This is a genomic window from Streptomyces europaeiscabiei, from assembly GCF_001550375.1.
GTDB classification, from domain to species: domain Bacteria; phylum Actinomycetota; class Actinomycetes; order Streptomycetales; family Streptomycetaceae; genus Streptomyces; species Streptomyces europaeiscabiei.
The window spans coordinates 22,195-36,844 of the sequence record NZ_LRTR01000177.1 but is presented as its reverse complement, the minus strand read 5'-3'; the positions used below and the strand labels follow the sequence as shown (position 1 = coordinate 36,844).

11 protein-coding genes and 1 pseudogene are annotated in these 14,650 nt (G+C 69.1%); 6 read left to right on the top strand and 6 right to left on the bottom strand.

The annotated features are described in order from the left end of the window. Positions 1–594: pseudogene (locus tag AWZ10_RS52290) on the bottom strand (hypothetical protein); the annotation flags it as partial. Between the two features lie 185 nt (positions 595–779). Between AWZ10_RS52290 and AWZ10_RS08605 the strand changes: the two are divergent. Then, the gene (locus tag AWZ10_RS08605) at positions 780–1,073 is read left to right on the top strand and encodes a hypothetical protein (RefSeq protein WP_046707290.1); all 294 of its coding nucleotides are present in this window, start codon (positions 780–782) and stop codon (positions 1,071–1,073) included. A 72-nt stretch (positions 1,074–1,145) separates the two neighbouring features. Here the strand turns inward: AWZ10_RS08605 and AWZ10_RS08600 are convergent, their stop codons facing one another. The 4 genes from AWZ10_RS08600 to AWZ10_RS08585 form a co-directional block, all read right to left on the bottom strand. Next, complete coding sequence (locus AWZ10_RS08600; RefSeq protein WP_046707289.1) at positions 1,146–1,922, bottom strand: succinate dehydrogenase/fumarate reductase iron-sulfur subunit; 777 nt, start codon at positions 1,920–1,922, stop codon at positions 1,146–1,148. A gap of 46 nt (positions 1,923–1,968) precedes the next feature. Next, positions 1,969–3,912: a fumarate reductase/succinate dehydrogenase flavoprotein subunit gene (locus AWZ10_RS08595; RefSeq protein ID WP_046707288.1), complete on the bottom strand. Its 1,944-nt coding sequence runs from the start codon at positions 3,910–3,912 to the stop codon at positions 1,969–1,971. 20 nt (positions 3,913–3,932) lie between these two features. Then, positions 3,933–4,769 (bottom strand): hypothetical protein, encoded by an 837-nt coding sequence (locus tag AWZ10_RS08590; RefSeq protein ID WP_046707287.1) that lies wholly within the window; start codon positions 4,767–4,769, stop codon positions 3,933–3,935. A 117-nt stretch (positions 4,770–4,886) separates the two neighbouring features. Further along, complete coding sequence (locus tag AWZ10_RS08585) at positions 4,887–5,177, bottom strand: hypothetical protein (protein WP_060890791.1); 291 nt, start codon at positions 5,175–5,177, stop codon at positions 4,887–4,889. 520 nt (positions 5,178–5,697) lie between these two features. Here AWZ10_RS08585 and AWZ10_RS08580 point away from each other — a divergent pair. Continuing rightward, the gene (locus tag AWZ10_RS08580) at positions 5,698–8,103 is read left to right on the top strand and encodes an ABC transporter family substrate-binding protein (RefSeq protein ID WP_063809746.1); all 2,406 of its coding nucleotides are present in this window, start codon (positions 5,698–5,700) and stop codon (positions 8,101–8,103) included. Positions 8,104–8,107: 4 nt separating this feature from the next. Here AWZ10_RS08580 and AWZ10_RS53555 read toward each other — a convergent pair whose 3' ends face one another. Further along, a complete protein-coding gene (locus AWZ10_RS53555; RefSeq protein WP_046704630.1) occupies positions 8,108–8,458 on the bottom strand; it encodes a hypothetical protein in 351 nt (116 codons plus the stop codon). 18 nt (positions 8,459–8,476) lie between these two features. On the opposite strand from AWZ10_RS53555, the gene AWZ10_RS53550 reads away from it, so the two are divergent. The 4 genes from AWZ10_RS53550 (at position 8,477) to AWZ10_RS08555 (ending at position 14,559) form a co-directional block, all read left to right on the top strand. Continuing rightward, on the top strand, positions 8,477–8,842 hold the full coding sequence (locus AWZ10_RS53550) for a hypothetical protein (protein WP_060890790.1): 366 nt from the start codon (positions 8,477–8,479) through the stop codon (positions 8,840–8,842). 183 nt (positions 8,843–9,025) lie between these two features. Next, positions 9,026–10,933 carry a translational GTPase TypA gene (gene typA / locus AWZ10_RS08565; RefSeq protein WP_046704632.1) on the top strand — a complete coding sequence of 636 codons (1,908 nt, stop codon included), beginning with the start codon at positions 9,026–9,028 and terminating at the stop codon, positions 10,931–10,933. A 679-nt stretch (positions 10,934–11,612) separates the two neighbouring features. Further along, positions 11,613–12,653, top strand: coding sequence for an ABC transporter permease (locus AWZ10_RS08560; RefSeq protein WP_046704633.1), 1,041 nt, complete (start codon positions 11,613–11,615; stop codon positions 12,651–12,653). 103 nt (positions 12,654–12,756) lie between these two features. Beyond that, entirely contained in the window at positions 12,757–14,559 is a 1,803-nt protein-coding gene (locus AWZ10_RS08555; RefSeq protein WP_046704634.1) for an ABC transporter substrate-binding protein, read from the top strand. Positions 14,560–14,650 lie beyond the last annotated feature (91 nt).

Here is a 14,650-nt window from a genome sequence, read left to right as displayed (position 1 = left end):
AGGCGGCTCGGCGGCACGCCGGCCCGGCCGGGCCGCCGCGAAGCGGAGTTCCTCGGCGCTTGTGCGGACGCTGTCGTCGGTCTCGACGAGGAGCCGCTGGGCCCGGCGGTGGAGGTCGGGCAGCGGCGTGGTCGGCGGTTCGAAGGTGCCGGTCGGGGTCGTGCGCAGCTGGGCGCGGCGCCGACGTCGTACGAGTGAGTACGCGGCCACGGCGACAGCCGTACCCGCGGCGGCCACCGGCAGGATCAGATCCGCCCCGGAGCCCTCGTCGTCGGCCGGAGCGGCCCCGCCGACCGGGGGAGCCGCGAACCACGCGCCGACGGCCGGAGTCGCGGGCAGCCCGCTGATGGCCGGGACCGTGGACCGTCCGGGGCCGACCGGGCCCGTGGGTCGATCGCCCACCGGCGGGACCACGAGCGGCTCGTCCGGGGCCGGGGCCCTGAACAGCTCACCGCCGACCGGAGTCACGGGCCGCACGCCGACGGACAGCTGGTCGGCGTGCCGCTCAGCGGCCTGGCTCCCGGCCGGCTCCGTTGTCGTGGGCAGCAGGAGCCAGGCCATGGCTGCCAGCCCGCCGAACGCGGTGTGGGCCACACGCACGGCTATGTGCGACGTGGCGCCCCGCGCTCGGCTTCTTCTCAGACGCGACGTCACATTTGGGAGCGTATGGCCGGTGTCGCGCGGTCGCGAGTGGGGTGCGGCGAAGTGGGGAGGCGGAGGCTGGTCCCGGTGGCGAGTGCATGCCATGATCGCCTCGTTCGCAAGGGGGGAGGCGGGGCATGCTGGCGACCGTCGGGATCGGGTTCCTCGCGGCGGCCATGGTGGCCACGACCGTGTTCGGCGTCGTCGCGATCCGTACGCAGTGGATGTTGCCGTGGCTGCGACGCAGCACGCTGCGGCCGGTGCTGTGGGGGTGGGCCACGCTCAGCGGCAGTGCGGGGCTGGGCCTGTGGTGCGTCGCCGTGGCGACCGAACGCGTGGACGCGTTCGGTCTCGCGGGCCTGATCCTCATCGTCACCGACACGGTGCTGTCGTACCTCGCGACCCGCCCTGGCCGCGTCACCACCCCGTGAGGGCTCCGCACCTCGTGACGGCCCCGCGCCCCCGTGAGGGCTCCGCACGTCGCGACCGCCCCGCGCAGGCCCTCACCCGGTTGAGGAACGCCTCCTGATCTTCGAGCCCAGCCACACCAGTGGGTCGTACTTGCGGTCCACGGCACGCTCCTTGAGCGGGATCAGCGCGTTGTCCGTGATCTTGATGCCTTCGGGGCAGACCTCGGTGCAGCACTTGGTGATGTTGCAGTAGCCGAGGCCGTGCTCGTCCTGGGCCGTCTTCTTGCGGTCCAGGCCGGTGTCCTCCGCAGCGTCCAGCGGGTGCATGTCCAGTTCCGCGACGCGCATCAGGAAGCGCGGGCCGGCGAAGGCCGACTTGTTCTCCTCGTGGTCGCGGACGACATGGCAGGTGTCCTGGCAGAGGAAGCACTCGATGCACTTCCGGAACTCCTGCGGGCGGTCCACGTCCTCCTGCATCATCCGGTACTCGCCGGGGCCGAGCTTCTCGGGCGGCACGAAGGCCGGGACCTCACGCGCCTTGACGTAGTTGAAGGTGACGTCCGTGACCAGGTCGCGGACGACCGGGAAGGCCCGAAGCGGGGTGACGGTGATCGTCTCGTCCCGCTCGAACACCGACATCCGGGTCATGCACATCAGCCGGGGACGGCCGTTGATCTCCGCGGAACACGAACCGCACTTGCCCGCCTTGCAGTTCCAGCGGACGGCGAGGTCGGGGGCCTGGGTCGCCTGGAGGCGGTGGACGATGTCGAGGACCACCTCGCCCTCGTTCACCTCGACCTTGAAATCCTCCAGGCCACCGCCCCGCGCATCACCCCGCCACACCTTGAAGCCGGCCTCGTAGCCGCTCATGCCCCCGTCTCCTTGACCGTTCATGACCGCGGCTCCTCGTAGCTGCTCACTCGTACAGCTCCTCTTCGGCGAGGTACTTGACCAGCTCCTCCTTGTCGAAGAGGGCGAGCAGGTCGGGACGGATGGCTTCGGTGGTCTCACGGGTGAGGGCGATCTGGGCGACGACGGGGTCCCAGGTCTCCGGCCCGCCCGTCGGACCGGTGAGCCGGCAGAGCAGGTTGATCCGGCGCCAGCCGCGGTCCATCGTCGGATGGTCCTCGCGGGTGTGCCCGCCGCGCGACTCGGTGCGCTCCAGCGCGGCCCGTGCCACGCACTCGCTGACCAGCAGCATGTTCCGCAGGTCGAGGGCGAGATGCCAGCCGGGGTTGAACTGCCGGTGCCCCTCCACACCCGCCCGGCGCGCCCGGACCCGCAGGTCGGCCAGCTTCTCCAGCGCCTGCTCCATCTCGCCCTCACGGCGGATGATGCCGACCAGGTCGTTCATGGCCTGCTGCAGTTCCTGATGAAGGGTGTACGGGTTCTCCGGCGGCCGACCGGCCTCCAGGCCCGGCGCCGGCCCCTCGGCGGAGAACGGCCGCAGCGCCTCGGCGGCGGCCGTGTCGACCTCGATGTCGTCCACCGGCGGTCGCGCCCCGGTCAGTCCCGCCGCGTACCCGGCCGCGTGCTGCCCGGCCCGTCGGCCGAACACCAGCAGGTCGGAGAGGGAGTTGCCGCCCAGCCGGTTGGATCCGTGCATACCGCCGGCCACCTCACCGGCCGCGAACAGGCCCGGCACCCCGCGTGCCGCCGCCGTCTCCGACTCGACCGCGATACCGCCCATCACGTAGTGACAGGTGGGCCCGACCTCCATCGCCTCCGCCGTGATGTCGACGTCCGCCAGCTCCTTGAACTGGTGGTACATCGAGGGGAGCCGACGGCGGATGGTCTCCGCCGGCATCCGGGTGGACACGTCCAGGAAGACCCCGCCGTGCGGTGATCCCCGGCCCGCCTTCACCTCGGAGTTGATGGCCCGCGCCACCTCGTCGCGCGGCAGCAGTTCGGGCGGGCGCCGGTTGTGGTCCGGGTCCTCGTACCAGCGGTCGCCCTCCTCCTCGGACTGCGCGTACTTCTCCTTGAACACGTCCGGGATGTAGTCGAACATGAACCGCTTGCCCTCGGAGTTCCTGAGCACCCCGCCGTCACCGCGCACCGACTCCGTGACGAGGATGCCCTTCACCGACGGCGGCCAGACCATGCCCGTCGGATGGAACTGCACGAACTCCATGTTCAGAAGCGGCGCGCCCGCGAGCAGCGCCAGCGCGTGGCCGTCGCCCGTGTACTCCCACGAGTTCGACGTCACCTTGAACGACTTGCCGATGCCACCGGTGGCGATGACGACGGCGGGCGCTTCGAGGACGAGGAAACGGCCCGACTCGCGTTCGTAGCCGAAGACGCCGGACACCCGCTCGCCGTCCTTCAACACCCGGGTGACCGTGCACTCCTGGAAGACCTTCAGCCGGGACTCGTAGTCGCCCGTCTCCTTGTGGTCCTCCTGCTGGAGGGCGACGATCTTCTGCTGGAGCGTGCGGATCAGCTCCAGGCCCGTACGGTCACCGACGTGGGCGAGGCGCGGGTACTCGTGGCCGCCGAAGTTGCGCTGCGAGATGCGGCCGTCCTTCGTACGGTCGAAGAGGGCACCCCAGGTCTCCAGCTCCCACACCCGGTCGGGTGCCTCGCGGGCGTGCAGCTCCGCCATCCGCCACTGGTTGAGGAACTTGCCGCCGCGCATGGTGTCGCGGAAGTGGACCTGCCAGTTGTCACCGGAGTTGACGTTGCCCATGGCGGCCGCGATGCCGCCCTCGGCCATCACCGTATGGGCCTTACCGAACAGGGACTTGCAGATCACAGCCGTACGGGCGCCCCGCTCACGGGCCTCGATCGCGGCGCGCAGCCCGGCACCGCCGGCGCCGATCACGACGACGTCCCACTCCTGGCGTTCGACCACGGACATTCAGAAGCACCTTTTGTCGGTTAGAAGAGGGTCGGATCGTCGAAGGCGCCGGACGCGACCAGGTACACGTAGAAGTCGGCGAGCGCCACACTCACCAACGACGCCCAGGCGAGCTGCATGTGGCGGGCGTTGAGCTTCCCGACCCACTGCCACATCCGGTAGCGCACGGGATGCTTGGAGAAGTGCTTGAGCTTGCCGCCGACGATGTGCCGGCACGAGTGGCAAGAGAGGGTGTACGCCCAGATCAGCACGATGTTGACGAGGAACACGAGAGTGCCGAGGCCCATGTGGCCCCACTCGTAGTGCTCGTCGCGGAAGGCCAGGACCGTGTCGTACGTGAGGATGCCGGCGACCAGCAGGGCGGCGTAGAAGAAGTACCGGTGGAGGTTCTGCAGGATCAGCGGAAAGCGGGTCTCGCCCGAGTACTTCTTGTGCGGCTCGGCCACCGCGCAGGCGGGCGGGGACGCCCAGAAGCCGCGGTAGTAGGCCTTGCGGTAGTAGTAGCAGGTCAGGCGGAAGCCGAGCGGGAAGATCAGGATGATGATCGCCGGTGAGATGCCCCACCAGCCGCCGAGGATCTCCCAGTTGGGGCCGCCACGCATGGGCTCGCAGCGTTCCGCCAGACAGGGCGAGTAGAACGGCGAGACGTAGGGGGCCGCGTAGTAGTGCGCGTCGGCGAAGGCCCGCCAGGTCGAGTACACGATGAAGGCCAGCAGCCCGGCGGCCGTGGCGGCGGGGGCCAGCCACCAGCGGTCGGTGCGCAGATGCGGGGCGGAGATCGCGGCGCGCGTACGGCTCCGCACGCCGCCGCGCTGTGGATGGGGTTCTGTTGCCGGTGGTTCCGTACCAGTGGCCAACGGGGGACTCCCGGTCGGGTTCTTGGCGTGTCGGGTTCGGGGGCTCGGGTTCTCGGTCTCGGGTTCGGGGGGCTCGGGTTCTCGGTCTTGGGTTCTTGTGGTGGTCGGTTACGGCGGTCAGGGTGCGCGGCGGTCGCGGGCGCCGAGGCCCTCGTCGTCCGAGTCCGTCCACAGGGAACTGTCGTACGGGGTGTCGGGGATGGGGACCAGGTCGGGGCGGCGCGGCTTCGCCAGTTCGGGGGCGGCCTCACCGAGCAACGCGACGCTCTCGCGCAGGTGGTCGGCGTCGGTTCGGACGCGGCGTATCTCCAGGCCGCTGCCGCCGAGTTGCTGTTCCAGGCGGCGTACGGACCGGGTCAGTTCGTCCAGGCAGCGCCGGACTGCCGTCAAGTCGTCGTGCACGGACATGACTTGCCCTCGCTTTCAGGGGGCGGTGGCCCCAAGGCGGCAATGTTCATGCGCCTGCGAGTGTCGCGCGTCACACCTGCCGGTGGGAAGCGGTGTGCGGGGTTCTTTTGCGTGGGGCAGCTCGGGGGGCTGGGGTGGGTTCTTGTCTGCGGACCCGGTGGGGCTTCTCGCGCAGTTCCCCGCGCCCCTGAAAAGCAGGGGCTGCGCCCCGTGCTTCTCAGGCCCGCAGGGCCGTGCCCCCAAGAGATCAGGCCCGCAGGGGCCTGATCTCTTGGGGGCACGGGGAACTGCGCGACCAGCCCCCACCGGACCCGCACCCGCCGACGCACCCGAACCCACCCGAGCTGTCAGGCGTCCGAACGGGTGGGTTCCCGGGGGCTCGCCGTCGTGTCGGCGCACCCGCGAGGCCCCCGTCCTCTTCAGTGGGCCGCATCCGTCTGATCAGCTCCATATACCGCCGAACGTGATCAGAGCCGCCCCCGTCCCCGTTCTCCCACCGCGGAGCGAGGAGGTCGCAGTGATGCCGATTCCCCACGACCGCGTTCGACCGCGCCCCCCGCGCTGCTCCCTGGCGTTCCTGGTTGCCGGCGTGCTCACGATGCCCGTGCTGAGCGGATGCGGTGAGGAGGACCCGGCGGGCAGACCCGTCGCCGGACAGGACATCGCGCCGGCCGCGCGGAACCTCGTCGTCGACGGCGGCACCCTGCGCTGGGCCGTCGACGCCGTACCGGAGACGCTGAACGTGTTCCAGTCGGACGCCGACCCGGCCACGGCACGGATCGCCGGCGCCGTACTGCCGTCGATGTACCGCCTCGACACCAGCGGACGCCCGCAGCTCAACACCGACTACCTGGAGTCAGCGAAGGTCGTCGAACGCGAGCCCCGCCAGGTCGTCCTCTACAAGCTCCACCAGGAGGCGGTGTGGAGCGACGGCCGGGAGATCGGCGCCGCCGACTTCGCGGCGCAGTGGCGTGCCCTGTCCGGCAAGGACTCCGCGTACTGGACCGCCAGGAACGCCGGCTACGAACGCATCGAGAAGATCGAACGCGGCGACAACGACCTGGAGGTCCGGGTCACCTTCGCCCGCCCGTACGCCGACTGGAGGTCGCTCTTCTCGCCGCTGTACCCGAAGCAGGTGATGGGCACCCCCGACTCCTTCAACGACGACGCCCGCAAGAGGCTCAAGGTCACCGCCGGGCCGTTCGCGCTGAAGGACGTCGACCGCAAGGGCGGCGAGGTCACGCTCACCCGCAACCCCCGCTGGTGGGGCCGCCCCGCCAAGCTCTCCGAGCTGGTGCTGCGCGCCGTACCGCGCGCAGAGCGGGCCAAGGCGCTGGCCGAGGACCAGGTCGACATCGCCGAGATCGACTCGGTGCAGGCCGAGCGGATCATGCTCGCCTCCCGTGACAGGAAGAAGTCGCAGGGCGCCGGTGCTCCTCCCTCGCAAAGCGGCACCCTGGCCCAGGAGGGCGGCCCCGCCCACGGCCCCGGCCTGACCCCCGCGAAGTCGCTTCGGTCCTGGGCCGTCGCGCACGGCTCGGACGAGAAGGCCGCGGGCGACGAGACCAGCGCCCGGGAGAAGCGGCGTGCGGCTCTCGCCGAGTACACCGCCCAGCAGTCCGCCCTGCGCGGTTTCGCCGTCCGCCGGTCCCTGGAACCCGCCTTCACCCAGCTCGCCCTGAACGGTTCGGACGGCCCCCTCGCCGACGAGCGTGTCCGCCGCGCCGTGGCCCGCGCGCTCGACCGCGAGAAACTCGCCGCTCTCGTCCTGGAGCCCCTCGGCCTGCCCGCCGAACCGGTCGGCAGCCATCTGGCTCTCGCCGGCCAGGCCGCCTACGCCGACAACAGCGGTGCCCTCGGCGACCAGGACGCCGACGAGGCGCGGGCCCTGCTCGCCGACGCCGGATGGGAACAGGGCGGCCCCCTGGAACCCGTCCAGCCCGAGGAGAGCGGGAAGGCGGCCGGCGCGGAGGGGGAGAAGCCCAAGACGAAGGACGCCTCAGGCTCCGACAAGCCCGGTTCCGACAAGCCCGGTTCCGACAAGCCCGGTTCCGGGAAGTCCGGCTCCGGTCCCGGTTCCGGCAAGTCCGCCTCTGCGTCTGCCTCTGCCTCTGCGTCTGCCTCCGCTTCTGCCTCCGCTTCTGCTTCTGCGTCCGCCTCTGCCTCCGCCTCCGCCTCCGCCTCCGGCGAATCAGGCTCCTCCGAGGACGAGAGCACGTACACCGCCGGAGAGGACAACAAGCCGTACGACGCCGACGCGAACCTCGCGCAGGACGGCAAGCAGTTCAAGCCGGGCGGCGCGCCCGGCGCGTACGCGCCACAGGGGACGCGTGCGCCCGCCGATGCCGCGCGGGGGCCGCTGGCCAAGAACGGCAAGCTCCTGACGCTGCGGTTCGTGCTGCCGGACGGGCCGGGGACGGAGTCGCTGCGGGCCGTCGGTGAGCGGATCGCGGCGATGCTGGAGCGCGTAGGGATCCGTACGGAGATCACGAAGGTCGCCGACGAGAGCTACTTCAAGGACCACATCGCCAACGGCCAGTACGACCTCGCGCTGTACTCCTGGCCGACCTCCGCGTACCCCGCCACCGACGCCCGGCCGATCTACGCCAAGCCGGTGCCCGCGGCCGACGGCTCGCTGAGCGTCGAGCAGAACTACACGCGCGTCGGCACGGACCGGGTCGACCAGCTCTTCGACCAGGCCGTATCCACCCTCGACGAGTCCAAGACCCGCTCTCTGATCCGTAAGGCGGACGCCCGGATCTGGGCCGCCGCCGGATCCATCCCTCTCTATCAGCGGCCCCAACTCGTCGCCGCCCGCACCACCCTGGCCAACGCGGGTGCCTTCGGCTTCCAGACCCCGGTCTACGAGGACATGGGGTTCCTGAAGAAGGGCGCGAAGGGACCGGCGCGGCCCACGAAGAAGTAGGAGATCATTCCTCACGGACCTCGGCCGCCGCCCCCCGTACGAAGCGGGGCGGCGGCCGACGTACGGGGAGGGGAGGGGACCGGGTGATGTACGACTCGGTACGCCGGAGCTGCGCGGTGGGTGCGGCGGCGTTGGTGGTGGCGGTGGGGGCGACGGCCTGCACGGGGGATTCCGGTGACGGGGCCGCCCGGGACGACGGTCGCGCACGGGCCGCGTCCTGCACGGACGGCGAGTACGCCTGGTCCGGCGTCCGGCACCGGACGAAGCTGACGGCACTCGGCGAGCCGGTCACCTTCGCGAAGGGGACAGCTCCTACGCGACCCGTCTGGAACCGCTGGACGCCGACACGGTCCACCGGCCCACGGTCAGCGGCGTGCCCGCCGGGGTGGCTCCGGCCCGGGTGATCAAGGCGCTCGGCGCGCATCTGAAGGTGGAGCAGCCGCTCACGGGCCCGTCCGAGGAGGAGCGGCCCGAGGAGGAGCGGCCCGAGGAGGCGGTCTTCGGCCGGCATGCCGGGGAACTCGAAGGCGCGTACTACCTCTGGAACCAGATCGGGTTCGTCGACGCCGACTTCGGCTACACCTGCGAGGACGCCGAGCCGGTGCGGGGCCACGTGCACACCTGGGAGACGGTCGGCAAGGGATTCCTGTCCTGCGACACTCCGCCGGAGGGAGCGGCCGGGCGGGCCGCGGCCGAGGAGCTGTGTCCGGCCGGTTCGCGGGCGGCCAAGGCGGCCTGAGTCGCGCGGGAGCGCCCTGAGCTGGGAATGAACCGGTCTGAGCTGGGCCGGAGCAGCCCGGGGCGCCCCTGCGCCCGCGGCCCCGTACGATGGGGTGAGGCCGTGGCGTGTCCAGCCCGGCAGGGTCCGCGCGACACAGATGTCAGCGCAGGCCGTCCTCACACCCGGGAGAAGCGCCTCACTATGGCCACGCGCCACGACATCCGCAACGTTGCCATCGTCGCCCACGTCGACCATGGCAAGACCACCCTGGTCGACGCCATGCTCAAGCAGGCCGGTGCCTTCGCCGCGCACGCCGCCGAGTCGCTCGACGACCGCATGATGGACTCGAACGACCTGGAGCGTGAGAAGGGCATCACGATCCTCGCCAAGAACACGGCGGTGAAGTACCACCCGAAGGACGGGGGGGACGTCATCACCATCAACATCATCGACACCCCGGGCCACGCCGACTTCGGTGGCGAGGTCGAGCGCGGTCTGTCGATGGTGGACGCCGTGGTTCTGCTGGTCGACGCCTCCGAGGGGCCGTTGCCGCAGACCCGGTTCGTGCTGCGCAAGGCGCTCCAGCAGCGCCTGCCGGTCATCCTGTGCATCAACAAGACCGACCGCCCGGACTCCCGGATCGACGAGGTCGTCAACGAGACCTACGACCTCTTCCTGGACCTGGACGCGGACGAGGAGCAGATCGAGTTCCCCATCGTCTACGCGTGTGCGCGTGACGGTGTCGCCTCGCTGACGAAGCCGGAGGACGGCACCGTCCCGGCCGACAGCAACAGCCTGGAGCCGTTCTTCTCCACGATCCTGTCGCACGTACCGGCCCCGTCGTACGACGAGGAGGCCCCGCTCCAGGCGCACGTCACCAACCTGGACGCCGACAACTTCCTCGGCCGTATCGCGCTGCTCCGCGTCGAGCAGGGCGAGCTGCGCAAGGGCCAGACCGTCACGTGGATCAAGCGTGACGGCACGATGTCCAACGTCCGCATCACCGAGCTGATGATGACCGAGGCGCTCACCCGCAAGCCCGCCGAGATGGCGGGCCCGGGTGACATCTGCGCCGTCGCCGGTATCCCGGACATCATGATCGGTGAGACCCTCGCCGACCCCGAGAACCCGATCGCGCTGCCGCTCATCACGGTCGACGAGCCGGCGATCTCCATGACCATCGGTACGAACACCTCGCCGATGGTCGGCCGCGGCGGCACGGGCAAGGGCGCCGAGAACAAGGCCGTGGTCAAGGACCGCAAGGTCACTGCCCGGCAGGTCAAGGACCGTCTCGACCGCGAGCTGATCGGTAACGTCAGCCTCCGTGTCCTGGAGACCGAGCGTCCCGACGCCTGGGAGGTCCAGGGCCGTGGTGAGCTGGCGCTCGCCATCCTGGTCGAGCAGATGCGCCGTGAGGGCTTCGAGCTGACCATCGGCAAGCCGCAGGTGGTCACCCAGGAGATCGACGGCAAGGTCCACGAGCCCGTCGAGCGCATGACGATCGACGTGCCCGAGGAGCACATGGGCGCGGTCACGCAGCTCATGGGCGTCCGCAAGGGCCGGATGGACAACATGTCCAACCACGGTTCCGGCTGGGTGCGCATGGAGTTCGTCGTGCCCTCCCGCGGGCTCATCGGGTTCCGTACGGAGTTCCTCACGGGTACGCGCGGCACCGGTATCGCGCACTCCATCCACGAGGGCCACGAGCCCTGGTTCGGCGTGCTGGCGACCCGTAACAACGGTTCGCTGGTGGCCGACCGGGCCGGCGCCGTCACCGCGTTCGCGATGACGAACCTCCAGGAGCGCGGCGTGCTGTTCACCGACCCCGGCACCGAGGTGTACGAGGGCATGATCGTCGGCGAGAACTCGCGCTCCGACGACATGGACGTGAACATCACCAAGGAGAAGAAGCTCACGAACATGCGGTCCTCCTCGGCCGACTCGTTCGAGGCGATCGTCCCGCCGCGCAAGCTCTCCCTGGAGCAGTCCCTGGAGTTCTGCCGCGACGACGAGTGTGTCGAGGTCACCCCGGAGGCGGTTCGCATCCGCAAGGTGAACCTGGACGCCCGCGAGCGCGCCCGCTCCGCGAGCCGCGCCAAGCACGGCTGACGGACAGGGATCCGGCCCGGTCGCACGCGTCCGCGGGTGACCGGGCCGGGCCATCTCCGGTGGTGGCGTGCGCCACGCGGAGGAGTACCGTCCGGCACCCGCCGTGGCGGCAGAGGAGCGGACCGGCTGTCCCGGGATCGGCCGGTCCAGGGCCTCCTCCGAACCCCGCTACGCGTGTAGACTCCGAACGGCAGCACGTACCGGAGTGTCCCTCGACGCTTCCGCCGCAACGCCGGTAAGCCCCGGTTCTCCACTTCGTGGGGAGGGCCGGGTCTCAGGTGTATCCGCATACAGGAAGATCCTGTGGGGATGCTGGGGATTCCGGGAAGGGTGTGAAGGGTGTGCGGGGGAGGCTGGACTTCCGGCTGGGAACCTTCGGTTCACTGTCGGTGGGCTGTGAAGCGCTGTTCGGATATCGGTGTTCCGGCGATCAAGTTTCGGACATGTAAACAAAAATCGTACCCCGAATGTCCGCTTCGCCGGATTCTCTTACCGTCTGTCAAGCGCGACCAGGTGTCAATCTTTGCAATTTTTGCTCAAAATATGGACGGTAGGGAGATCCCTATGCCTTCCGCCCTTGACGCGCGTTGACCCATTTGGCGAAAGTTCCCCCAAACCACAGAACCTGTCGGTAACTGTGCTGCGCTCAACTCTCCAACCCCCCGGGGGAAGAACAGACATGACCAGTCCAACCAAGGCCGAGGGCTCAGGGTCCACGGTCGCCTTGGACCCCGAGCTCGAGACGGCCGCAGAGGTCGCCAAGGGTGAGACGAAGCTTGAGGGTCGTTCCCCCGGCCAGTTGATGTGGCAACGCTTCAAGCGGGACCGTACGGGAGTCATCTCCGCGTGCGTAGTGATTTTCTTCTTCGTGATCGCCGCGCTCGCGCCGGTGATTTCGAGCCTGTACGGCAAGAACCCCTACACGCTGTACGCGCAGGAGCCCGACTTCCCGTTCCTGCTCGACGACTTCGCGATGCCCACGGGTTCCTTCGGCGGCATGTCGGGTGACTTCTGGTTCGGCGTCGAGCCGAAGCTGGGCCGCGACGTGTTCACGATGCTGCTGTACGGCATGCGGACCTCGCTGTACATGGCCGTCGTCGTCACCGTGGCCAGTGTGAGCACCGGTGTCCTCATCGGCATGATCGGCGGCTACTTCGGGGGCCGGGTCGACTACTGGGTCGGCCGGATCACCGACTTCTTCCTCGGCTTCCCGCAGCAGTTGTTCTTCATCGCCTTCATGCCCGTCGTCACCGCGCTGTTCGTCGACCCGCGCGACGAGACGCCGACGTATCTGCGAGCCGTGTCCATCATCCTGGTGATGTGGTTCCTCGGCTGGATGGGCCTCGCCCGTCTGGTGCGCAGCTCGGTGCTCTCGCTGCGTGAGCGCGAGTTCGTGGAGGCGGCCAAGGTGTCCGGGGCCTCGCCTTGGCGCATCGTGCGCAAGGAGATCCTGCCGAACATCGTCACCCCGATCCTGGTGCAGGGCACGTACATCCTGCCCAGCACGATCCTGTCGATCGCCTTCCTCTCGTTCGTAGGTGTCGGCTTCGTCGAGCCCACCCCCGACTGGGGCCGCATGTTCGCGGTCGGTGCCGACGTCTATGAAGAGGACCCGATGTTCATGGTCTTCCCGGGCGTGGCCATGGTGGTCTTCGTGCTCTGCTTCAACCTTCTCGGCGACTCCGTCCGGGACGCATTCGACCCCAAGACCGGACGGTAATCGTCCATTGGTGGGTGGGGGGACTGCCACCCCCGATCCGGGTTTCCCCGGACCGTCAGGCAGTACTCGTGGACAACTATCAACAGGTAGGTGCATAGGCCTCATGAAGCCCATCAGAAACCGCACCACGCGTGCCGTGGCCGTCGCCCTCGTGGCCGGCTCGCTCGCGCTGGCCGGCTGCGCGGACAATGGCAAGAGCGACTCGAAGGACAACTCCAAGTCCCAGGACGACGCCGCCGAGCAGTCGAAGCCTGTCGTCTACGGGGACGCCGCCGCCTCCGCCGGTCCGGCCGAAGAGGTCAAGGGCGCCAAGTCCGGCGGTGTCATCAACGTCTACGCCCAGTCCGACATGACCCACCTGGACCCGGGGCAGATCTACGTCTCCGACGCTGGCCAGATCGCCAACCTCCTGCACCGCGGGCTGACGAACTACCAGGAGGACGACAAGGGCAACCTGACGGTCGTCGGTGACATCGCCACCGACTCCGGCACGTCGTCCGACGGCGGCAAGACCTGGACGTACAAGCTCAAGGACGGCGTCAAGGACGAGGACGGCAACGTCATCACCTCGGCCGACGTCCGCCACACCATCGAGCGCCAGTACTCCAAGGTCATCTTCGACGGCCCGTCCTACGTCCAGAGCTGGCTCTCGGGCTCCGACTACCGCAAGGCGCTGCCGGACGGCCCGTACAAGGGCAAGCACCTGCCGGACTCCGTCCTGGAGACCCCGGACGACAAGACGGTCGTCTTCCACTTCGACCAGCCGCGCCCGGACCTCCCCCAGGCCCTGGCCATGGCCGGCTACGCCATCGTGCCCGAGAAGCAGGACACGAAGGAGAAGTACGACAAGGCCCCGGCCGCCCTCGGCCCGTACAAGATCTCCGAGTACAAGGCTGGCAAGTCGCTGACCCTGGTCAAGAACGACCAGTGGGACCCGAAGACGGACTCGGTGCGCCACCAGTACGTCGACGGCTACCAGTTCACCACCACCATCAAGCAGGCCAGCCAGACCAAGCGCCTGATCGCCGACCAGGGCGAGGCCAAGAACGCCATCCAGTTCACCGACTCGGTGGACCCGGCCCAGCTGTCCAAGGTCATCGGTGACGCGAACGCCAAGAAGCGCACGATCCAGGGCTACCAGCCCTACGTGTGGCAGATGACGTTCAACCTCGACAGCGCCAACATGAAGGACAAGAAGGTCCGCGACGCGATCACCTACGCGCTCCCGAGCCAGGCCATGGTCCAGGCCGACGGTGGTCGCTACGGCGGTGAGATCGCCGGTGGTCTGATGGCGCCGACCCTGCCGGGCTATGACGCGAAGTACGACCCCTTCGGCAAGCTGAAGAAGCCCAACGGTGACCTGGACAAGGCCAAGGAGCTGCTGAAGGAGGCGGGCGTCAAGGACGGCACCAAGCTCGCCTACGCCTACTCCAACACCCCGCGCGGCCAGGCCCAGATGGTGATCATCAAGGACACGCTGGCCAAGCTCGGCTTCGACGTCCAGGCCAAGGAGATCGACCGGGCCAGCTTCTACGAGCAGGTCGGCAAGCTGGACAACCCGTTCGACCTCTACATGACCGGCTGGGGCCAGGACTGGTCCTCCCCGTCCACGGTCATCACCCCGGTCTACGACGGCACCCTCGTCGCCGACGGTGCGTCGAACTACTCGCACATCAAGGACGCCAAGGTCGACGAGCTGATCAAGAAGGCTCTGACCGAGGAGCCCGAGGCCGCGGCCAAGACGTGGGAAGAGGCTCACCACCGCATCGTGGAGGAGATCAACCCGGCCGCCCCGGTCTACTACTCGAAGCAGATCCAGCTCTTCGGATCGAACATTGGTGGTGCCCGGTACAGCACGGAGTCGAGCTACATCGACATCAACGACCTGTTCCTGAAGCAGCCGTAATCCGTCAGTCCGGCTGATCCGCGGGGGTGTGCGCCAGGCGGAGCGCACCCCCGCGGTCGGTACCACCCCCTCCGACCGCCGCGTTTTCGAA